Annotated in this window: 21 protein-coding genes and 1 pseudogene; 11 read left to right on the top strand and 11 right to left on the bottom strand. The window is 68.9% G+C overall.

Annotation, left to right across the window (positions count from 1 at the left end):
* Window positions 1-13: 13 nt before the first annotated feature.
* The 8 genes from ACIP6N_RS27835 (at window position 14) to def (ending at window position 7843) form a co-directional block, all read left to right on the top strand.
* Window positions 14-829, top strand: a complete 816-nt coding sequence (locus ACIP6N_RS27835) for an SOS response-associated peptidase (protein ID WP_401820061.1) — start codon at window positions 14-16, stop codon at window positions 827-829.
* Window positions 830-895: 66 nt separating this feature from the next.
* Window positions 896-1621, top strand: a complete 726-nt coding sequence (locus ACIP6N_RS27830) for an alpha/beta family hydrolase (protein WP_401820148.1) — start codon at window positions 896-898, stop codon at window positions 1619-1621.
* A gap of 246 nt (window positions 1622-1867) precedes the next feature.
* A complete protein-coding gene (locus tag ACIP6N_RS27825) occupies window positions 1868-2518 on the top strand; it encodes a sigma-70 family RNA polymerase sigma factor (RefSeq protein ID WP_401820060.1) in 651 nt (216 codons plus the stop codon).
* Window positions 2515-2835 carry a mycothiol system anti-sigma-R factor gene (gene rsrA, locus ACIP6N_RS27820; RefSeq protein WP_401820058.1) on the top strand — a complete coding sequence of 107 codons (321 nt, stop codon included), beginning with the start codon at window positions 2515-2517 and terminating at the stop codon, window positions 2833-2835. Before ACIP6N_RS27825 ends, rsrA begins: the two co-directional genes overlap by 4 nt.
* A gap of 325 nt (window positions 2836-3160) precedes the next feature.
* Complete coding sequence (locus ACIP6N_RS27815) at window positions 3161-4636, top strand: HD-GYP domain-containing protein (RefSeq protein WP_401820145.1); 1476 nt, start codon at window positions 3161-3163, stop codon at window positions 4634-4636.
* A gap of 53 nt (window positions 4637-4689) precedes the next feature.
* A complete protein-coding gene (locus tag ACIP6N_RS27810; protein WP_401820143.1) occupies window positions 4690-5922 on the top strand; it encodes an HD-GYP domain-containing protein in 1233 nt (410 codons plus the stop codon).
* Between the two features lie 96 nt (window positions 5923-6018).
* A complete protein-coding gene (locus tag ACIP6N_RS27805; RefSeq protein ID WP_401820141.1) occupies window positions 6019-7023 on the top strand; it encodes a tetratricopeptide repeat protein in 1005 nt (334 codons plus the stop codon).
* A 163-nt stretch (window positions 7024-7186) separates the two neighbouring features.
* On the top strand, window positions 7187-7843 hold the full coding sequence (gene def / locus ACIP6N_RS27800; RefSeq protein WP_401820057.1) for a peptide deformylase: 657 nt from the start codon (window positions 7187-7189) through the stop codon (window positions 7841-7843).
* Here def and ACIP6N_RS27795 read toward each other — a convergent pair.
* Together ACIP6N_RS27795 and ACIP6N_RS27790 are read right to left on the bottom strand one after the other, a co-directional pair.
* The gene (locus tag ACIP6N_RS27795; RefSeq protein ID WP_401820055.1) at window positions 7819-9624 is read right to left on the bottom strand and encodes a transglycosylase domain-containing protein; all 1806 of its coding nucleotides are present in this window, start codon (window positions 9622-9624) and stop codon (window positions 7819-7821) included. The genes def and ACIP6N_RS27795 overlap by 25 nt on opposite strands.
* Window positions 9625-9779: 155 nt before the next feature.
* On the bottom strand, window positions 9780-10208 hold the full coding sequence (locus tag ACIP6N_RS27790; protein WP_401820053.1) for a DUF2809 domain-containing protein: 429 nt from the start codon (window positions 10206-10208) through the stop codon (window positions 9780-9782).
* A gap of 70 nt (window positions 10209-10278) precedes the next feature.
* Between ACIP6N_RS27790 and ACIP6N_RS27785 the strand changes: the two genes are divergently transcribed.
* A complete protein-coding gene (locus ACIP6N_RS27785) occupies window positions 10279-10863 on the top strand; it encodes a GNAT family N-acetyltransferase (protein ID WP_401820052.1) in 585 nt (194 codons plus the stop codon).
* A gap of 4 nt (window positions 10864-10867) precedes the next feature.
* Here the strand turns inward: ACIP6N_RS27785 and ACIP6N_RS27780 are convergent, their stop codons facing one another.
* Window positions 10868-11545, bottom strand: a complete 678-nt coding sequence (locus ACIP6N_RS27780; protein ID WP_401820049.1) for an alpha/beta hydrolase — start codon at window positions 11543-11545, stop codon at window positions 10868-10870.
* A gap of 219 nt (window positions 11546-11764) precedes the next feature.
* The gene (locus ACIP6N_RS27775) at window positions 11765-12301 is read right to left on the bottom strand and encodes a CYTH domain-containing protein (protein WP_401820047.1); all 537 of its coding nucleotides are present in this window, start codon (window positions 12299-12301) and stop codon (window positions 11765-11767) included.
* A gap of 384 nt (window positions 12302-12685) precedes the next feature.
* On the opposite strand from ACIP6N_RS27775, the gene ACIP6N_RS27770 reads away from it, so the two are divergent.
* Window positions 12686-13936: a benzoate/H(+) symporter BenE family transporter gene (locus ACIP6N_RS27770; RefSeq protein WP_401820046.1), complete on the top strand. Its 1251-nt coding sequence runs from the start codon at window positions 12686-12688 to the stop codon at window positions 13934-13936.
* 47 nt (window positions 13937-13983) lie between these two features.
* Here ACIP6N_RS27770 and ACIP6N_RS27765 read toward each other — a convergent pair.
* From ACIP6N_RS27765 to ACIP6N_RS27755, 3 genes and pseudogenes are all read right to left on the bottom strand, one after another.
* A pseudogene (locus tag ACIP6N_RS27765) lies at window positions 13984-14136 on the bottom strand (DUF397 domain-containing protein); the annotation flags it as partial.
* A 72-nt stretch (window positions 14137-14208) separates the two neighbouring features.
* Window positions 14209-14412, bottom strand: coding sequence for a DUF397 domain-containing protein (locus ACIP6N_RS27760; protein ID WP_401820043.1), 204 nt, complete (start codon window positions 14410-14412; stop codon window positions 14209-14211).
* Window positions 14409-15248: a helix-turn-helix transcriptional regulator gene (locus ACIP6N_RS27755; RefSeq protein ID WP_401820041.1), complete on the bottom strand. Its 840-nt coding sequence runs from the start codon at window positions 15246-15248 to the stop codon at window positions 14409-14411. The genes ACIP6N_RS27760 and ACIP6N_RS27755 overlap by 4 nt, the downstream gene beginning before the upstream one ends.
* 164 nt (window positions 15249-15412) lie before the next feature.
* Between ACIP6N_RS27755 and ACIP6N_RS27750 the strand changes: the two genes are divergently transcribed.
* The gene (locus tag ACIP6N_RS27750; RefSeq protein ID WP_401820038.1) at window positions 15413-15895 is read left to right on the top strand and encodes an ATP-binding protein; all 483 of its coding nucleotides are present in this window, start codon (window positions 15413-15415) and stop codon (window positions 15893-15895) included.
* Here ACIP6N_RS27750 and ACIP6N_RS27745 read toward each other — a convergent pair whose 3' ends face one another.
* From ACIP6N_RS27745 to ACIP6N_RS27730, 4 genes are all read right to left on the bottom strand, one after another.
* Window positions 15896-16633 (bottom strand): SDR family NAD(P)-dependent oxidoreductase, encoded by a 738-nt coding sequence (locus ACIP6N_RS27745; RefSeq protein ID WP_401820036.1) that lies wholly within the window; start codon window positions 16631-16633, stop codon window positions 15896-15898.
* On the bottom strand, window positions 16630-17325 hold the full coding sequence (locus ACIP6N_RS27740) for a type 1 glutamine amidotransferase domain-containing protein (protein ID WP_401820033.1): 696 nt from the start codon (window positions 17323-17325) through the stop codon (window positions 16630-16632). Before ACIP6N_RS27740 ends, ACIP6N_RS27745 begins: the two co-directional genes overlap by 4 nt.
* 269 nt (window positions 17326-17594) lie before the next feature.
* Complete coding sequence (locus tag ACIP6N_RS27735; protein ID WP_401820030.1) at window positions 17595-18644, bottom strand: ribonucleotide-diphosphate reductase subunit beta; 1050 nt, start codon at window positions 18642-18644, stop codon at window positions 17595-17597.
* Window positions 18644-21028 (bottom strand): ribonucleoside-diphosphate reductase subunit alpha, encoded by a 2385-nt coding sequence (locus ACIP6N_RS27730; RefSeq protein WP_401820028.1) that lies wholly within the window; start codon window positions 21026-21028, stop codon window positions 18644-18646. Before ACIP6N_RS27730 ends, ACIP6N_RS27735 begins: the two co-directional genes overlap by 1 nt.
* Window positions 21029-21062 lie beyond the last annotated feature (34 nt).

Raw genomic sequence — 21062 nt, 5'->3', positions numbered from 1 at the left:
GGTGATGGCGCGGATGTGCGGACGGTATGCGGCGAGCCGGGGGCCCGAGGACCTGAGCGAGGTTTTCGGCGTCGAGAAGTGGGAGCCCGCGGAGACCCTTGAGCCCGACTGGAACGTTGCTCCGACGAAGGAGGTCTACGCGGTCCTGGAGCGCCCGGTGAAGGACGCGCCGACCCCCGCTCCCGTCCGGCAGCTGCGCAGGCTCAAGTGGGGGCTCGTACCCTCCTGGGCGAAGTCGCCCGAGGGCGGGGCGCGGATGATCAACGCGCGCGCCGAGACCGTCCACGAGAAGCCGTCGTTCCGCAAGCCGTTCCTCGCGCGGCGCTGCATCCTGCCCGCCGACGGCTATTACGAGTGGGTGACCGGCTCCGACGAGCGGCAGCTCGAGGAGCAGGGCAGGAAGAAGCGCTCACGCAAGCAGCCCTACTTCGTCACCCCGGCCGACGGCTCGGTGATGGCGCTGGCCGGACTGTTCGAGTTCTGGCGCGACAGGAGCCTGCCCGACGATCACCCCGACGCCTGGTGGGTGACCTGCTCGGTGATCACCACGGAAGCCGAGACCGCGCCGCTCGGCATCGCCCCGGCCGAGGGCCCCGGCTCGCTGGCCGACATCCACCCACGGATGCCGCTGATGCTGACCCCGGACCGCTGGGACGCCTGGCTGGACCCGGCCCGCACGGACGCCGACGAGCTGCGCGGACTGCTCGCACCGCCGCCCGCCGGGCTGATGCGGGCGTACCCGGTCACGACGGCCGTCAGCAATGTGCGCAACAACGGACCGGAGCTGCTCGCGGAGCTGCCCGCGCCTGAGGAGAGCACGCTGTTCTGAGCGGGGCTTCCCGCTGAGCGGGGCGCGCCGTGCCTACGGCGGGTCAGGGAGCGTGTGGGCGGCAGGATGGTCCCCGTGACCAGCAAGCGTGTGACAAATCAGACACCTGGGACTTCCGGGGCTCCTCGGGCCCCGGAAGATCCTTCCGTGCCCGGCAGGACCGTTGAATCCGTCGCGACCCCGCCGGGGAACGCCCGGATCACCTGGCACACCGCCGCCCGGCCACGCCTGGTGCTCGCCCTCGGCCACGGGGCCGGCGGCGGGATCGAGGCGCGCGACCTCCGGGCGCTCGCCGAGGCCCTGCCGCCGCACGGCGTCACGGTGGCTCTCGTCGAGCAGCCCTGGCGGGTGGCCGGCAAGAAGCTCGCCCCCGCGCCCAAGACCCTCGACACGGCGTGGCGTGCGCTGTGGCCGGCCCTGGAGCGGCCCGGTCGGCCGGTCGTCGCGGGCGGGCGCAGCGCCGGCGCGCGTGTGGCCTGCCGTACGGCGCGTGAGCTGGGCGCCGCCGCCGTCCTGGCCCTGAGCTTCCCCCTGCATCCGCCGGGCAGGCCGGAGAAGTCCAGGGCGGACGAGCTGACCGCCGCCGGGCTGCCCACGCTCGTCGTCCAGGGCGGCAACGATCCTTTCGGGAAACCCGCCGAATTCCCCGCCGGCGCCTTCGGACTCGTCGAGGTGCCGTACGCCGACCACGGGTTCGCCGTACCGAAGAAAGCCGCGATCTCGCAGGTCGATGGTGTGGAAATCATCACGAGCGGTGTGCGGACCTGGCTGGAGGCGCACGGGGAATGCTGAGCGCGCCCCTCCTGTTATGGGCTGTGAATGGCTGAGAGAGCACGAGAGGGAGTCCGTCGTATGGGTTCGACCATCTGCCCGCGCCGCGCTGACGCCGCTGATCTGGAGTGGTCGGTGCTCGGTGCGTCGAAGAACACTCCGACCGCGGCCGCCCGGGGAGTGGATCGGCAGGCCCCCGTGTCACCAGGTCGACTATTCTCCGATTCGAGTGGGTCCGGTTTCGGCCCCGCCATAGCGTTGGAGGAGGTGGGTCCGGTCACTGGGACCGATTCAGACGGCCGCGTCGAAGAAACGACTGCTGAGCGCAACGCGCGCTTCGAGCGGGACGCCCTGGGCTACCTCGACCAGATGTACTCGGCCGCGCTGCGCATGACGCGCAATCCGGCCGATGCCGAAGATCTCGTACAGGAGACGTACGCCAAGGCGTACGGCTCGTTCCACCAGTTCCGTGAGGGCACCAACCTCAAGGCGTGGATGTACCGGATCCTCACCAATACGTTCATCAACTCGTACCGCAAGAAGCAGCGCGAGCCTCAGCGCAGTGCCGCCGAGGAGATCGAGGACTGGCAGCTCGCGCGTGCCGAGTCGCACATGTCCACAGGGCTGCGCTCGGCCGAGTCGCAGGCGCTCGACCACCTCCCGGACTCCGACGTGAAGTCGGCGCTCCAGGCGATCCCCGAGGAATTCCGCATCGCCGTGTATCTCGCCGATGTCGAGGGGTTTGCCTACAAGGAGATCGCGGACATCATGGGAACCCCCATCGGTACGGTCATGTCACGACTGCACCGGGGGCGCCGCCAGCTGCGCGGCATGCTGGAGGACTATGCCCGTGACCGCGGGCTGGTCCCCGCGGGTGTCGGTGAGTCGTCGGACGATCGGAAAGGCGAGGGGTCATGAGCTGCGGAGAGCCGCACGAGACGGACTGCTCCGAGGTTCTCGATCATCTGTATGAGTTCCTCGATGACGAAATGCCGGACAGCGACTGCGACAAGTTCGAGGTCCACTTCGAGGAATGCTCGCCGTGCCTGGAGAAGTACGGCCTCGAAAAGGCCGTGAAGAAGCTGGTCAAGCGGTGCTGCGGGCAGGACGACGTACCCAGTGACCTGCGGGCCAAGGTCATGGGGCGGATCGACCTCATCAGATCGGGCCAGGCGGTTCCCGACCAGGAAGTGTCCTCGACGGGCGCTGACCTGCCAGGTATCTCCCGGGACTGACACCGGCGGCGCCCCGCCGGGCAAACCCCGAGACGTATGCCCTTGACCGGGGCGCAGTGCGCGGCGAGCGCGGTGCGCCCCTTTCGTATGCGCGGGTCTTGTACTCGGGTGTCGTACAGGCGGGTCCCGCATGCGCGGATCTCGTATGCGGGGATCTCGTATGCGGGGAACCTCCACCGCAAACGTATGCGGAAGGTGTTACCGCGCGTTATCACCCAAACGTGCTAACCGGTGCCATAACACCTCCGCCGGCCTGCGGGCTCGCTAGCCTGACGCTCTGTTTGAGCCCTGTGCGCGGGGACGGGCCGAGGAGGGGGTGAGCATGGTGACGGGCATATCCGGTACGGCACGCGTGTACATCCTGTGCACCGCGCTCGGCGCCGCCGCCTGCGTCGCCCCCGTGCTGCGGCCCGGCACCCCGTGGTGGTCCGTCGCGCTCCTCGCGGCGCTGTACGCCTTCTGTGAGATGCCCGCCCGCTACCGCTGCCACCTGCCGGGCCGGGCCCTCGCCGGCTCCGTACCGGTCGCCGCCGGGTCCTTCTTTCCCGTACTGCTGACCGCCGCCTTCCTGCTGCCGCCCGCCGCCGCCGCGCTGGTCGCCGTACCCGGCTCCCTGCTCGGCCGGGTGGAACAGCGCCCGAAGGGCGCGCGCCGGCTCTGGCGCGCCGCTCAGCTCACCGTCGCCACCTGGGCCGCCGCGCGCACCCATCTGCTCTTCGGCGGCCCCGTGGCGCTCGGCGGCGGGGGATACGGGCTCACGACCCCCGACTTCCCGTACGTCCTGCTCCCCGTCGGCGCCGCGGCCCTTGCCTTCTGCCTCGTCCTCACCGCCCTCGACGGCGGCATCCTCGCCACCGCCGAGCGGCTGCCCGTACGCACCGCCTGGCGAGGACTGCTGGCGCGCTCGCTCGCCTCGCACGGTGCGCACGGGCTGGCCGGGCTGATGATGGCCGTCCTGTGGCGCAGTCCGTACGGGCCGCTCTCCGCGCTCTTCGTACTGCTGCCCATGTACATCTCCAGCTGGGTCTTCGCCCAGTACCACCGCGAGCGCGCCGCTCACCAGGCCACCATCAGGGCGCTGGTGCAGGCCGTCGACATCAAGGACAAGTACACGCGCGGGCACAGTGAGCGGGTCGGTCACGCCTCCGTGCTGATCGCCCACGAGCTGGGGATGGAGCGCGGGCGCCTGGAGGTCCTGCGCTTCGCCGGGATCCTGCACGACGTCGGCAAGCTCGGCGTCCCCACCCGGGTGCTCCGCAAGGACGGGCCGCTCACCCCCGAAGAACGCCGGGTGATCGAGCTGCACCCCGAGTACGGGCACGAGATGGTGCGCGGCATCGGCTTCCTCGGGGAGGCGCGCGCGGCGATCCTGCACCACCACGAACGTCTCGACGGCAGCGGCTATCCGTACGGTCTCACCGGGGCCGAGATCCCCGAGTTCGCCCGGGTGGTGGCCGTGGCCGACGCGTTCGACGCGATGACCTCGACGCGCTCCTACCGGCGTGCCAAGCCCGTCGAGACCGCGGTGGCGGAGCTGGAGCGGTGCGCGGGCAGCCAGTTCGACCCCGCCATGGTGGCGGCGCTGGTACGGGCCCTCGGCCGGCACGACTGGCGGACCGTGGTCACCGCCGACGAGCAGAAGGGTGCGCCGCCGCCCCCACCCGCCCTACGGGCCCCGGCCACCGACCCGCGCGTAAACGTTCCGCCCGCAGTTCCGCCCGCGGTGCCGCCCGCAGTTCCGCCCGCGGTGCTGCCCCCGCGCACCACCGCCACCCGCGTGACCCGCGGCGGCCCCGCGTGAGCGCCGTCGCGGCCGGGTCCGTACTCCGGGTGAAGCGCCGCGTGTCCCTCACCGTGACCGGTGTGTACGGCGCCGGCGCGCTGCTGACCGTGACCGCGCTCACCTGGACCGTGTGGCACGGCGTCACGGAACCCCACAACGCACTCGCCTTCGGCGTGCTCATCGCCGTCGGTGAACTCGCCCGCTGGGGCGCCCTGCCCGGCGAGCGCGAGCCCGCGCCGCTCGCCGCCGCCGGCGCGCTCGCGTACGCCCTGCTCGGCCGGTGCGCCGGGCAGCCCGCCAGCCACGGCGTGCCGCAGACCGTCGCCGTGGTGGTCGCCGCCGCGCTCGCCGGCGCCGTACCGCATGTCATCAGGGGGCGCGGGCCCGGTCTCGACCACATGGTGCGGCGGATCCTCACCGTCGGGTTCGCCGCCGTCTGCTTCCAGCCGCTCTACCACTCGCGCGGACTCGCCCACCACCTCGGACAGGGCCCGTACTACGCGGTCCTGCTCCTGCTGCTGCTCGCGCTGACAGCGCTGTGCGACGCCGTCCTCGCCGCCCTGATCCTGCGCGCGCGCAGCGGCCACCCCTTCGGCCCCCTGCTCCGCGAGGAGCTGCGCGCCCTGCTCGGCATCGGCTCCGCCGTCTGCGCCACGGGAGCGGTCATCGCGCTCGGCGTCGCGGTCGCCGGCCTGTGGGCGCTGCCCGTCTTCTGCGTACCGCTGCTGCTGACCCAGCTGTCGTTCCGGCGGTACGCGGCCGTCCGCACGACCTACCGGCAGACCATCGCCTCGCTGGCCAGAGCCACCGAGATCGCCGGTTACACCCGGCACGGCCACGCCCGCAGAGTCGCCGAGCTGAGCCAGGCGGTCGGCCGCGAGCTGGGCCTGTCAGGGCCGGAGCTGACCGTCCTGGAGTACGCGGCCCTCATGCACGACATCGGACAGCTCTCCCTGGTCGACCCGGTCCCCGACGGCGCCACCGCCCTGCTGCCGGTCACCGAGCAGCGCCGTATCGCGCTGCTCGGCGGAGCCGTCGTCCGGCAGACCGGGGTGTCCCCGGCCGTCGCCGTCGTGGTGGAACGGCAGGCCGATCCGTACCGGGAACAGCCGATGTCCGCCCGGATCGTCCGCGCGGTCAATGCGTACGACGACCTGGCCGGGGAAAGTTCCCGAGCGAGTGGTCCGCTCAGCGCGCTGGAGCGACTGCGGCTCGGGACGGGGCACGACTACCAGCCCGAGGTGGTGGAATCCCTTGCGCGCGTCCTGTCCCGCGGTGGTCCGGCCCCCGGTGGGACCGGGTGACCCACGGGTAATGAGCGGTCGTCCGACCGGGCATGGTTGGATGCCAGAAGAGGGTGTCCGGGGGCAATGACCCGAGCAGACCGGCAGGCGGGAATCGTGAGGATCTTCGGGAAGGTACGGCATCGGCCCTCCGCTTCGTGGCGGCAGGCCACCGACCGCGCGTTCACGCTGATCGGTGACGGCAGGTACGAGGACGCGGGGGCGCTGCTGACGCGCGCGGCCGATCTGGAGCCCTGGCTCTCCGAGTCCTGGTTCAATCTGGCGCTGCTGCACAAGTTCAGGCACGACTGGGAGCAGGCCAGAGCGGCCGGCCTGCGGGCCGTCGCGCTGCTCGACAAGGAGTCGGGCGCTCCCGACTGGTGGAACGTCGGGATCGCCGCCACCGCGCTCCAGGACTGGCCGCTGGCCCGCCGCGCCTGGCAGGCGTACGGCCTGAGGGTGCCCGGCAATCCGCCGAGCGCCGAGGCGAACGGCGAGCCGGACGGCATGGACCTCGGCAGCGCCGCGGTACGGCTCTCGCCGGAGGGTGAGGCGGAGGTCGTGTGGGGCCGCAGGCTCGACCCGGCCAGGATCGAGGTCCTGTCCATCCCGCTGCCGTCCTCGGGGCGCCGCTGGGGCGAGGTCGTCCTGCACGATGGCGTGCCCAACGGCGAACGTACGACTTCCGCGAGCCCGGACGGTGTCGCGCGCGCGTATCCCGTCTTCGACGAGATCGAGCTGTGGGCGCCCTCCCCGGTCCCCACCTGGGTGGTGCTGCTCGAAGCGGCCACCGAGGACGACAGGGACGCCCTGGAGCGGCTGGCCGCCGACGCGGGCTTCGCCGCCGAGGACTGGTCGTCCTCCGTACGGCTGCTGTGCCGCGCCTGCTCGGAGAGCCGGATGCCCAGCGCCGAGGGCGACGGCGAGCACCACGACCCCCACGACCACAGCGAGCCGGGCCATCCGGGACCACTCGGCCACCGTATGGCGGGCGAGCTGTGGGTGCCGGAGCGCGAATGCGGAGTCGCCGCGCCGCCCGGGCTCGTCAAGGGGCTGCTGGACGGCTGGGTCGCGGACAGCCCGGACACCCGCGAGTGGCGCGATCTCGAAGAAGTCTGCTGACGGCAGACGGGAGCCCGGGCCGGTGCCCGTAGGCTGTACGGGCCCCTCGCCCGGATGGCGCGGGCAGCACATCGGTATGTCGGTATTCCGGCATTTTGGTTTTCGGTATTTCGGGTATTCGGGAATTTCGATACTTCGGTATTGAGGAAGGCGTACTGCGGACATGGCGCAGCAGCAGACGGACCAGCGGAACGACAGCGGAGCCTCCGTCACGGAGCCGGGGGACGGGTTCGTCAACGACACGGAGGACGCCGAGGCGCGCGAGCTGGCGCACCGCGAGCGCGGCACGTCCCGCCCGATCACCGTGGTCGGCAACCCGGTCCTCCACAAGGAGTGCCGGGAGGTCACGGAGTTCGACGACAAGCTCGCCGCCCTGATCGACGACATGTTCGCCAGCCAGCACACCGCCGAGGGCGTGGGCCTGGCCGCCAACCAGATCGGCGTGGACCTCAAGGTCTTCGTCTACGACTGCCAGGACGACGACGGTGTACGGCACGTCGGTGTCGTCTGCAATCCCGTGCTCGAAGAACTGCCGCCCGGCGAGCGCCACCTCGACGACTCCAACGAGGGCTGCCTGTCCGTGCCGACCGCGTACGCCGCGCTCCCGCGCCCCGACTACGCGGTGGTGCGCGGCCAGGATGCCCAGGGCAACCCGATCAGGGTCCGGGGCACCGGCTACTTCTCCCGCTGCCTCCAGCACGAGACGGACCACCTGTACGGCTACCTGTACATCGACCGCCTCTCGAAGCGCGACCGCAAGGACGCCCTGAAGCAGATGGCCGAGAACTCCCCGCGCTACGAGGTCGTTCCGAACGACTGAGGCGCGACGGTGTGGTGGTAGGCGGCCCAGATCCGCGGCGGGAACACGCTGCCCCGCTCGGATCCGGCGCCGCCCACCCCCTGGAGGGGAAGCAGCTGCGGGGTTCCCGGTTTCGTACGGAACAGCGTCACCGCGGTCGACAGCTCCTTCGAGGAGCCGATGAACCACGCCGACCTCATCCGGTCGTTGTCGCTGGTCTTCCCCGCCCGGACGGCGTCGTCGGCGCGTCCTATCGCCATCGGCATCCGGTCGGGCATGACCGCGGGTGCGATCACTGGCGAGAAGGTCAACTGCCCCACCAGCCGCAGAGATTCACCGACCTGGTCGGCCACGCCGGCAGGCATGGCCTGCCGCGCCTCCGGCCGCGCGAAACCGTCGAGCGGATCACCGTCGCGCAGCACCCGCGTCACCGAATAGGGCTCCGTGCGGCTGCCCTGGCGGACGAAGGCCGTATAGGCGCTCGCCAGCCGGACGGCGCTGGGGGTGGACGTGCCGATGGAGAACGTCGGCTCCAGCTTCGCCATGCTCTCCTCGCGCAGACCGGCCGAGACCGCCACGTCCTTTACTTTCTCCAGGCCGAGGTGCTTGCCGGCCTCCACGAACGGGGCGTTCTCCGAGGTGATCAGCGCCCTGGCCAGGTCGCTCGCCCGGCTGGACTCCAGCGCCGCCGCGTACACGAACGGCTTGAACGCGGATCCCGCCGGCACGCCCGCCGTGTCGGCGTTGTTGCTGAAGTGCTCGACCGCGTTGGCCCCGCCGTACACCGCCACGATCGCGCCGTCCCCGGGCCGTACGGACGCCGCGCCCACCTCCACATAGCGGTCGGTGGCGCGCTTCTTGGGGTCGAGGCTTTCGCGCCGTACCTTCTCGACCGCGTCCGAGAGCGCCCGCACCTTGCCCTTCTCGAAGGTGGTGTGGACGCGGTAGCCGCCCCGGGCGAGGTCCTGATCGGTAAGCCCGGCCCGCGACTTGATGTACTTGTTCGCGATGTCGAGGAGATAGCCGATCTGCCCCGCCTGACTGCTCGGCTTGACGGCCTTCTTCGGCTCGGGGAACGTCCGGTACGTCGCGCGCTCGGCGGCGGTCATCGTGCCGGTGGCCACCTCGCGGTCGAGGATCCATTCCCAACGGTCCACCGCCCGCGCGTGGTTGGCCGTACTGAGCGACGGATCGAACTGCTCCGCGCCCTTGAGGAGACCGGCGAGCACGGCGCCCTGGCCGGCGTTCAACTCCTTGGCGGGGACGCCGTAGTACGCGTACGACGCGGCCTGCACGCCGTACGCGTCGCGGCCGAACCAACTGGTGTTCAGATACCCCTGGAGGATCTCCTGCTTGGGCTCCTGGTTGCTGAGCTTCAGCGAGAGGAACAACTCCCTGACCTTGCGGCCGACGGTCTGGTCCTGGCTGAGGTAGGTGTTCTTCACATACTGCTGGGTGATGGTCGAACCACCCTGTGTCTCCTCGCCCTTGACGATATTGACGGCGGCGCGGACCATGCCGCCGACGGAGATGCCGGAGTCGGTGTAGAAGTCCGCGTTCTCCGCCGCGACGACGGCGTTCTGGAGGGAACGGGGCACCTGCGCGAGCGCGACGTCCTGCCGGTTGACCGCGCCCACGCTCACCATCGGGGTGCCGTCGGCCCAGTAGTACACGGTGGCCTGCTCGCGGGCGGTGGCGTTGGCGTCGGGTATGCCGACGCTCGCGTAGATGAACACGAACAGCCCGGCCAGGGCGGCGAAGCCCAGCAGGGCCAGCCCTGAGACCAGTCTCCAGGATGGCACCCACCGCCGCCGGCCCGTGTGCCCGCTCCGGGGGAAGTCGACGCGCCTCACCGTGGAACCTCCTCGACCGCGAGCCACCGCGAGCGCGGTGCGGAACTCGGCGATCAAGATGCGGGGCGCGCGGCGGGCGTTGTGCTGTTCGCGGAACCTTCACTTCACGTGCCCGCGAACGGGCCTCCGGCCCTGGCCGGCGCGCGACGCCTCCGGCTCGCCGCCGTCGCGTGCGTGAGCCCCGCGCACAGTGCGCCGACGGCGTACCACGTGAGGTCAGGTGCGTTGAAGGTCGAACCGAGGATGAGCCGGGCGAGCCTGCTGCGCTCGGCCAACTCAGCCGGTAAGGCAGTCAGTTGCAGCAGCTCGACCGCGCAACTGAACCCCAGCGCGCCCAACGCAGTTACGAAAGGCCGCGCTTGGGGAGCGAGGGTGACGATCAGCGCGTAGACCAGCACGGTGTAGAGCGCGTCCCCGCCGTACTTGGCGACGTCGCCGGATCCCGACCCCACGGCCCTGACCCCGAGCCCCGCGCCCACGGTCAACACCGCCGCGCCGCATGCCGCCAGGCGCGTACGCGCGAGAGCTTCCACGGGGAGGACTCTACGGGGCGGGCTTCATTCGGGGCTGCGGGCTTGTGGCCGCCGGCCTTACCGTGTCGCGATGAACGACACATACCTGCTCGGCGGCGCGGTCCGCCTCGTGCCGTTGTCCACCGACCATGCCGAAGCCCTCTTACCTTCCGCCTCCGACCCGGAGGTATGGCGGTGGATGCCCCGGCCACGACCTGAAAACGCAACGCAGATGAGGGTGTTGCTCGGCCAGATGATCGCGGATCCCGCACGGCGGTCCTTCGCGGTGCGGCGCTGCGACAACGACGCCGTGATCGGTTCGACCAGTCTGTACGACCTCGATCAGGCCGAGAGCCGCGCCGAGATCGGGGCGACCTGGTTCGACCGTTCTTGCTGGGGAGGCCCTTACAACGCCGAGTCCAAGCTGCTGCTGTTCAGCCATGCCTTCGAGGACCTGCGACTCGCCAGGCTCGCCCTGCGCACGGACAATCTCAACGCGCGGTCCCAGCGCGCTCTGGACCGCCTCGGCCTGGTCTACGAAGGAACCCTGCGCAGCCATATGCGACGCCAGGACGGCACGCGCCGCGACTCGCTGTACTACAGCCTGCTCGCAGACGAGTGGCCCACCGTCCGCGACAGGCTGCGCGCCAGAGTCGCCGCCAAGACCACTGCCTGAAGCGTCAGGACGACGGGAGATCCGCGGGAAATCCGGCAGATCGGGGACCTGTTCCTGAGGCCCGAACAGAGGGACTCGGCCGCAGCAGCGTGCTGATGATGTCGCGACGGGCCTGCGATTGGCCGGCCAGCCAGGCTCCGAGCTGGTGGCCGGCTCCCGCGAGCCGGAGGGCGGAGAAGTCCGCGTGGGTGGCCAGCGCGGTGCGAATAAGCTCGGTCACACCGTCGGGAATGACCGCGTCCTGTTCAGGTACGACGAGGAGCGCGCGACGGTCGAATCGCGCGAAGGTGTCCAGGGCCCGACTGTCACGCCAGCTCTCCGGGCGCCGGATCAACTCGGTGAATCCGGAGCCGAAGGGAACGTCCCAGGCGTCCTTGCCGTAGATCCCCGGCGCGCAGAGAACGATGGCCGCCACACGGTTGCCGTACAGGTCCACCAGATCGGCGACGGTCTGACCGCTCATGCTGAACCCGACCAGCACCAGCGGGCGTTCGGCGCCGAAGACCTCGGCGATGACGGCCGCGGCCTGGTCGCGACGCCGCCTGAGACTGAGGTCGAGTAGTTCGCCGGTGCTCTCCGCGTGACCCGAGAAGTCCAGCGCGACGGCAGGATGCCCGTGCGCGGCAAAGTCCACGGCGAACGGCAGATGCCGCTCTTTGTCACCGGTGCCGGCGCCATGCATGATCACAACACCGCAGGCCCCGACGCTCTCGTTCCGCGGCATCACGGTATAGAGGCTGAGTTGTTCGCCGTCAGCGGCGTGAACCGCCTTATGTATGACGGTATCCATTGCATCTCCCGACGTAGCGGTGCGGCAGAAGCCCCATCGACCTCGCCGGCCACGATGACACACGGCGCAGGGGGCAAGGCCCAATTCCCTTACGCCTTGGGAGGGATTCTTCTACGGGAACCGCAGATCAGTGATCGAGTCGAGGTCGATTCCGTAACGAGTGAACACCTTGGTGGTGTTCTCGCTCGTCAGCTCATCCCACGGGATGAACAGACGTTTCGCGGTGGCCCACACCTGCTCCGCGTCGTCGCCCTCGATCTCCAGGTACGACGGGATGAGCGGCCAGGAGTCGAGCTCCAGCCGCACACCGTCCAGAAGCCAGGAGTCCCGGCGGTTCTCCTGGTACGACCTGGGCGAAATTCCCATGCGCGACAGGAGGGCGTGCGCGGTCTCGAAGTCACCCACGGTCGTCTCGGTTTCACACGTTCCGTCGATGGTGTCGGAGGTGATCTCCTTGACACACAGCGTCACTTCACTGCCGGTGTCCCGTAGCCGAATCCATCGTCCGGCCGCTGGGGGAACGGTGTCGTAGACGTAGCGGCGCATCAGCCGCTCTGCCACATGCTTGCCGCCCGCGTCCGCGATGCGCGCGGCCATCGCGGCTGGATCGATGTTCAGATGCTTCGCTTCGTATTCGACAGCCGACATGGCTCTCCGCCTCTGTTGGTGCACTCCGCAGCGGCCTGCATTCGACGTGGCGGACGTAGTTGGAAAACTCTCAGGGATACGATCCATGCTCGGTGCGTGACGATGATTGAGTCAGGTCCGTGTCGTGCTTGAAAGCGGTGGGGTGAGGTTGACGCCGCCTTCGGGTACAGCCACCAGCACCTCGTGGTCGAACGCTTCCTGAGAGCGGCGGTGTTGGAAGGCTCCGGAACCCACTCCGAAATGAACAGACAACGTGCCTGACGCCCTGTTACCTTTCGCCTTCTCGAGTGAGGATCTGGATCCCGTGGCCCACCTCGGACGTACCGTCGGCTGCTCCATAACCACCGGCAGCCAGAACCGCAGCGAAAGGGGGGCGGTCGGTTGATGAAGGCCTGTGTCCGACTACTTCGGCAGGCGGCGCCGGCCTCGGCGGTCGTCGCCGGCCTGATCGCAGTGCTGATCGGCACCACCAGCTCGGCGGCGATCGTTTTCACGGCAGCCAGGAGTGCGGGGGCGACGTCCGGCGAACTCGCTTCCTGGATGTTGGCCCTGGGCATCGGCATGGGGGTCACCTGCATCGGGCTGTCGCTTCGCTACCGCGTCCCCATAGTCACGGCATGGTCAACCCCCGGCGCCGCGCTGATGGTCAGCAGCCTTGAGGGAGCGACCATGGCCCAGGCTGTCGGCGCCTTCGTTGTCTCAGCAGCCCTGATCACACTCTGCGGAGTGATGGGGTGGTTCGAACGGATCATGGACCGGATCCCGGGGGCCCTGGCCGCAGGACTGCTCGCCGGGGTGCTCGTCCAGTTCGGCACGCAGCTGTTCAGCACCATGCACGGCAGCTTCACTGTGGTGTTTCCCATGTTCGCGGCATACCTGCTGTGTCGGCGCTGGCTGCCCCGGTACGCCGTCATCACGGCTCTGGCTGTGGGGGTCGCGGCTGCCGCCGCAGGAGGATCGCTAGGGCTGGGAAACGTGAAATTCGCCGTAGCCGCACCCGTCTTCACCGCTCCCGAGTTCTCGTGGCAAGTGATCGTCAGTGTCGGACTGCCGCTCTTCGTCGTGACCATGGCCTCGCAGAACATGCCGGGCGTGGCGGTGCTGCGCAACGACGGATACAGCGTTCCCGTCTCACCGCTGATCGGCTGGACCGGCGGGGTGAATCTGCTGCTGGCGCCTTTCGGCTGCTTCGGACTCAACCTTGCCGCCATCACCGCCGCCATCTGCACCGGCCGTGAGGCCCACGAGGATCGGGACAAACGCTATCTGGCGGCCGTCTGGGCCGGTGTGTTCTACCTCTGCGTAGGCATCTTCGGCGGTGCGGTGGCCTCCCTGCTCACCGCTCTGCCCGCTGCCCTCGTGCTGGGGATCGCCGGACTGGGTCTGCTGGGAACCATCGCGGGCTCCCTGACCTCGGCGCTCTCGGACGACAAGTGGCGTGAGTCCGCTGTGGTTACGTTCCTGGCGACCAGCTCCGGCGTGACACTGCTGGGTATCGGCTCCGCCTTCTGGGGCTTGCTCGCCGGCTTGCTGACCGCCCTGGCCACACGTGGCAGTCGCCGTGTCCGGGGGAGCACATCACAGCGGCATACGGTGCAGGCCGAATCGCCGAAGAGGTCGCCGGGACAGGCGTGACCTGCCTGTTCGGCAAGCTGGTACTCGTGCTTCCGCTGCGCGCTCGGTCAGTTGCCTACGAACGTGATGAAGGTGGTCCATTGCTTGGCGGGGATGCGGAGTGTGGGGCCTTGTGTGTTCTTTGAGTCGCGGATGTGCATGGTGGTGGGCGTGGTTGCCGCCTCCACGCAGTCCCCGCCGTCCGAGCCGCTGTAGCTGCTCTTGAACCAGGCAGGCTGGGCTGGGGCGTTCGGAACCTCTTTGTGCTCATGCTTCTTCCGCCGCGCGCTTGGTCAGCTACTCACGAACGCGATAAAGGTGGTCCACTGTGTGGCAGGAATGCGAAGAGCCGGCCCCTGTAGGGCCTTTGAGTCGCGGACGTGCATGGTGGTGGGCGTGGCCGCCGCCTCCACGCAATTGCCACCGTCCGAGCCGCTGTAGCTGCTCTTGAACCAGGCGCGTTCTGCAAGGTCGTTCAGAACCTGCTCGGTGCTCATGCTTCTCCTGCCATGCGCTCGATCAGACGAGCCGACTCCTTGACATTAAGTGCTTGCGAGCGCAGCTTGCCATAACGCACGGCGAAGCCGCTGACCTGCTTGGGATCGGTGATCACGAACCCGGCTCCCTGTGACTCGATGTAGCCGACCTGGCGGTGTTCCAGGGTCTCCATGATGACCATGGCGCCGTTGAGTCCGAGGTGGAAGCCGGGCTCCGAAGGCATGATCTGGATTTCGATACTGCGCGTCGATCCCTGTCGAAGAATGTGTTGTAGCTGAGCCCTCCTCACGTCGGCGCTGCCCGCCATGCCCAGCAGGGCGTGCTCTCCGATGATGAAGCTTGTCTCTACCAGGGGCGTTTTCGTCAGTAGTTTCTGTCGGCCGAGCCTGGCCTCGACGTGCTGTTCGATCGTTTCCTCGCTCATCAAGGGGGAATTGGACGAGAACAGCGCCCGCGCGTAGTCCTCGGTCTGGAGCAGGCCCGGGATCAGCAGTGGTTCGAAGTCGTACCTGCTGATCGCTTCCGTCTCGATCAGTGCGAAGTCCTGGAAGAAGGCCGGAAGCTTGGCCAGGTCGACGTCGTCCTGCAATACCGCGAGTGTTCCGCCCGCGTTCAGGACTTCCTCCGCCGCGTCCGTGAACGCGCTCTTCGCGGGCCGGCGGCCCTGTTCGATCGAGGCGACCTGTTCGTACGAGTACCCCACAGCCGACGCCAGTTCCTGCTGGGTGAGTCCGGCGCGCTCACGATGGAGCTTGGTCAGCTTGCCGTAACCGACCCAGATCGGTGGGCGGTCGGCGTCCTGGGCTCGTTGTTTCTTCTGGCGGCTGGTCGTCATATGCCTCACACTCCAACGTGCGGACGCGGTTGACGAGCCAACAGGTGTCCCTGTGACGGAGTCACGCGGAGTGACCCGTACAAACGCGTGGCCGACCCGTACCGCGCACAAAGGTACGGATGTCTGTCCTGGTCAGGCTAGCTCCGTGACGGGACAGTCACCCTATGAAGTCGGAAACTTCCCCCACCGCTGCCCAGGCCACCACCCTCGCGCCGCTGTTTCCACCGTCCAGGATCAGGCTCAGTTCCAGCCGTCGCGGCGCTCGCCTCGCTCGGCTCCTCGCCCCTCAGCAGCTGGACGACTGGGGCATTCCGCGTACCGCGTCCACCGCTGTCGCTGCCGTGGCCGTCGTCGCCGAGCTGGCCGGGAACGCCGCCATCCATGGCCGTACTCCCGGGCGGGACTTCGAGACGCGGTTGATGCTCACCTCCGCCGCCGTTCGTATCGAGGTCATCGATACCCAGCCTGACCTGCTTCCGGTGGCCCCCGCTTGCGTCACGATGCCTCCACCGGACTCAACCGGCGGGCGTGGATTGCTCCTTGTCTCCGCCTACGCCGACCGCTGGGGCTGGACCGTTCGCGACGCGTACACCAAGGCGGTCTGGGCGGAGGTCGACCGTAACCCCGTTGGTGCGGCCGGAGGGTGATCAGTGGCCGGCGCTCTGGCCGCCGTCCACGTGCAGGATCTCACCGGTGACGAACGACGCCTGCTCAAGATACGTAATGGCCTGGACGACGTCGTCGACCTCTTCCATCCGCCCGAGCGGGTGGCGGGCGGCGAGTTCGGGCGTCACCTCTGGGTTCATCGGCGTGCGCACCACGCCCAGTGACACGGTGTTGACCCGGATCCCGTCCGACGCGTATTCGGTGGCCAGTTCTCTGGTGGCCGCGTTCAGACCGCCTTTGGTCAGCGAGGCGAGCGCGCACGGCACGCGCGCGTTCGGCTGGTCGACCAGGGAGGTGGAAATGTTCACCACGTGCCCGCCTCCGCCGTCGCGGGAAAGCATCGCACCGACGGCGCTGCGCGAGACGTTGAAGAAGCCGCGCAGATTCACTCCTGCGATCAGGTCGAAATCCTGGTCCGTACACTCGGTGAACGGCTTGCCGATGTACACGCCCGCGCTGTTGACCAGCGTGTCGACCCGGCCGAACCGCTCCATCGCCGCCCCTACGATGCGCTCGCCCACGCCGGGGTCCACCAGATCGTCGCTGACGGTGAGTACCTGCGGGTCCGCGGAATCCGGCATGGAACGGCTGGTCGCGACGACCGCGTACCCGAGGTCGCGGTAGGCGGTGACGACGGCGGAGCCGATGCCGCCGTCCGCGCCCGTGATGATCGCGACCTTCTGAGCGCTCCGGGCCGGATCGCTCGACAACGGTGTCACTTGAGGGTCTGCAGCATCCGGTCGCCCAGGACCGAGGCCGAGGCCGGGTTCTGCCCGGTGACCAGGTTGCGGTCCTCGACCATGTACGGACCCCAGGTCGGACCGCGGCTGAAATTGACCCCGACCTTCTCCTTCACCTCGGTCTCCAGCAGCCACGGCGCCCTCGGGGCCAGCCCGACGCCCTCTTCCTCCTCGTTGGTGAAGCAGGTGATGTCGAAGCCCTTGAACGGCGACTCGCCGTGGATCCTGGTGGCCAGCATCGCGGCAGGACCGTGGCAGACGATGAACAGCGGTTCGCCGGAGGTGAGCTGCTGTGTCAGCAGACGCCCCACGTCGGCGTCGAGCGCCAGGTCCGACATCGGGCCGTGGCCGCCCGGCACGTACACCGCGTCGTAGTCCTCAAGACGCACGTCCGACAACTCCAGCGGCCGGCGCATCACCTCCGCGGAACGGATGATGGCTTCCAGCTCAAGGGCCTGATCGTTTCCGCCGACCATCTCCGGGCGCAGGCTCATCATGTCGACGTTCGGCGTCACACCCTTCGGCGTCGCGACGACGACCTCATGGCCGGCGTCCGTCAGGATCTTGTACGGGTTCGCGAACTCCTCGGCCCAGTAGCCGGTCGCGTACCTCGTACCGTCCTTCAATACCCAGTAGGTCGCTCCGCTGACGATGAAAAGTACTTTGGCCATGGCAAAGATCTCCTCTCGCACGCGTACCTGTCGCACACGTACCGCAGTCCAGCGGGAGCGGGAGGATCCATGAAACCGAAGCGCACTCGCCGGTTTGCCCTTTTCGTCCTCTCGTTCCAGCGTAACGTGCTCTCTCCGGTGCGGGCAGGACGAGAGAAGGCCGCGCTGGACGAGAGAGGGCCGCGCGGGCCCACTTCTCGATCACACTCGAAGAAGCGGGCCCGCGCGGCCCTCGTCACGTCACCAACGGGCGAAGCCGCTCCCGCTTCCTAGAAGTCGTCGTCGAAGCCGACCGTGCCCTCGACCGCGACCTGGTACGCCGACGGGCGGCGCTCGAAGAAGTTCGTCAGCTCCTGGACGCCCTGCAACTCCATGAAGGAGAACGGGTTCTCCGAGCCGTACACCGGCTCCAGGCCGAGGCGCTGGAGCCGCTGGTCGGCCACGCACTCCAGGTACTGACGCATCGACTCCGTGTTCATCCCCGGCAGTCCGTCGCCGCACAGGTCGCGGCCGAACTGGAGCTCCGCCTCGACGGCTTCCTTCAGCATGTCCGTGACCTGCTGCTGGAGTTCGTCGTCGAAGAGGTCGGGCTCCTCCTTGCGTACGGTGTCCACGACCTCGAACGCGAAGTTCATGTGCATCGTCTCGTCACGGAACACCCAGTTGGTCCCGGTCGCGAGGCCGTGCAGCAGGCCGCGCGAGCGGAACCAGTAGACGTACGCGAACGCGCCGTAGAAGAACAGCCCCTCGATACAGGCCGCGAAGCAGATCAGGTTCAGCAGGAAGCGGCGGCGGTCCGCCTTCGACTCCAGCCTGTCGATGCTCTCGACGGAGTCGATCCAGCGGAAGCAGAACTGCGCCTTCTCGCGGATGGACGGGATGTTCTCCACCGCGTCGAAGGCCGCCGCGCGGTCCGCCGGGTCGGGCAGGTACGTGTCGAGCAGCGTCAGATAGAACTGGACGTGCACGGCCTCCTCGAAGAGCTGGCGGGAGAGATACAGCCGCGCCTCGGGGGAGTTGATGTGCTTGTAGAGCGTCAGCACCAGGTTGTTCGACACGATTGAGTCGCCCGTCGCGAAGAACGCGACCAGCCGGCCGATCATGTGCTGTTCGCCCGGGCTGAGCTTGGCGAGGTCGGCCACGTCCGAGTGGAGGTCGACCTCCTCGACCGTCCAGGTGTTCTTGATGGCGTCGCGGAAACGCTCGTAGAAGTCCGGGTAGCGCATGGGGCGCAGGGTCAGCTCGAACCCCGGGTCCAGCAGGTTCTTCTCGACGGCCGTGCCGGTCGTGTCGGGCGTCGTCTCGGGTGTCGCGGTCATTACTGGCAGGCCTCGCAGGACTCGGGGTTTTCCAGGGAGCAGGCGATCGCGTCGGCGGACGCGGCCTGCGTGGGTACGGGGGCGCTCACGGGGGCCGGTGCGGTCTCGGCGGCCCTGCCGCCGGCCGCGCGGGCGATACGGGTCGCCGGGCGCGAGCGCAGGTAGTACGTGGTCTTGAGGCCCTTCTTCCAGGCGTACGCGTACATCGAGCTGAGCTTCCCGATGGTCGGCGTCTCCAGGAACAGGTTCAGCGACTGGCTCTGGTCGAGGAACGGCGTACGGGCCGCTGCCATGTCGATCAGGCCGCGCTGCGGGATCTCCCACGCGGTGCGGTACAGCTCGCGTACCTCCGCCGGGATCCAACTGAAGCCTGCCACCGAGCCGTTGGACTCGCGCAGCGCCTCACGCGACTGGGCGTCCCAGACACCGAGCCGCTTCAGCTCCGCCACCAGGTAGGAGTTCACCTGAAGGAACTCGCCGGACAGCGTCTCGCGCTTGAAGAGGTTGGAGACCTGCGGTTCGATGCACTCGTACACGCCCGCGATGGAGGCGATCGTCGCGGTCGGCGCGATGGCGAGGAGCAGCGAGTTGCGCATGCCGCTCTTGGCGACGCGGGTACGCAACGCGTCCCAGCGCTCGGGCCAGTTGAGCTGCACGTCGTAGTGGTCGGGGTGCAGCACACCGCGCGCAGCGCGCGTCTGCGACCAGGCCGGAAGCGGGCCGTGGCGCTCGGCGAGGCCGCAGGAGGCCTCGTACGCGGCGAGCATGATCCGCTCGGAGATCCTGGTGGAGAGCGCGGCGGCCTCCGGCGAGTCGAAGGGCAGCCGCTTCTTGAACAGGACGTCCTGGAGGCCCATCACGCCCAGGCCCACCGGTCGCCACTTCGCGTTGGAGCGGCCGGCCTGCTCGGTCGGGTAGAAGTTGATGTCCACGACGCGGTCGAGGAAGGTGACGGCCGTCCCCACGGTCTCGTCCAGCCGCTCCCAGTCGATCTCGCCCGAATCCAGCACGAACGAAGCGAGGTTGACGGAACCCAGGTTGCAGACGGCGGTCTCGCCGTCGTCCGTCACCTCAAGGATCTCCGTGCAGAGGTTCGACGAGTGGACGGTACGGCCCGGCTCGGCCGTCTGGTTGGCGGTGCGGTTCGAGGCGTCCTTGAAGGTCATCCAGCCGTTGCCGGTCTGGGCGAGCGTACGCATCATGCGCCCGTACAACTCCCGTGCCTGGATGGTCTTCCGGGCCAGACCGTCCTGCTCGGCCTTGCGGTACGCGGCGTCGAACTCGTCGCCCCACAGGTCCACCAGCTCCGGCACGTCGGCGGGCGAGAACAGCGACCAGACGCCGTCCGACTCGACCCGGCGCATGAACTCGTCCGGGATCCAGTGCGCGAGGTTCAGGTTGTGCGTACGCCTGGCCTCCTCGCCGGTGTTGTCCCGCAGTTCGAGGAACTCTTCCAGGTCCGCGTGCCAGGTCTCCAGGTAGACACAGGCGGCGCCCTTGCGCCGGCCGCCCTGGTTGACCGCCGCGACCGACGAGTCGAGGGTGCGCAGGAACGGGACGATGCCGTTGGAGTGTCCGTTCGTGCCGCGGATCAGCGAACCGCGGGAGCGGATGCGGGAGTACGACAGCCCGATGCCGCCCGCGTGCTTCGAGAGCCGGGCCACCTCGTGGTAGCGGCCGTAGATGGAGTCCAGCTCGTCCAGCGGAGAGTCCAGCAGGTAGCAGGACGACATCTGCGGGTGACGCGTACCGGAGTTGAAGAGCGTGGGGGAGGAGGGGAGGTAGTCCAGGCGGCTCATCAGCCCGTACAGCGCGGCGACTTCGTCCAGCGCGCGGACGCTGTCGTCCTCGGCGAGCCCGGAGGCGACGCGCAGCATGAAGTGCTGCGGAGTCTCGATCACCAGCCGGGTGATCGGGTGCCTGAGGAGGTAGCGGCTGTAGAGCGTCCGCAGACCGAAGTAGCCGAAGCGGTCGTTCGCGGCCTCGTCGATCAGCTGGTCGAGCCGGGCGGCGTGCAGGGTGACGAAGCCGGCCGTACGGTCGGCGATCAGGCCCTCGCGGTGGCCGGTGGCGACGGATGCGGAGAACGACACCGCGCCCTGCCCGGCGGCTTCCTCGGCGATGGTCCGGGTCAGCAGCCTGGCGGCGAGCCGGGAGTACGCCGGGTCCTCGGAGATGAGCCCCGCGGCGGCCTCGACGGCGAGCCCGCGCAATTCGGCCTCGTCCGACCGGGCGTTACGGCCGCGCAGCACGGCGGCGGCGACCTTTCCCGGGTCGGTGTCGGGCAGGTCGGCGGTGAGATCCGTCAGGAGCCGCAGCAGTACGGTTCCGGGCTCCTCGGTCTCGGCGCTGACTGAAGCCGGATCGACTGGCGCGATGGTCATGTGGGGCTCTCCCTCGCTCGGCTCTGGGCCGTCG

It is taken from the genome of Streptomyces sp. NPDC088725 (genome assembly GCF_044751305.1).
Classification (GTDB): Bacteria; Actinomycetota; Actinomycetes; order Streptomycetales; family Streptomycetaceae; genus Streptomyces.
The sequence above is the reverse complement of the archived record's forward strand: the minus strand, read 5'-3'. Positions and strand labels throughout refer to the sequence as shown.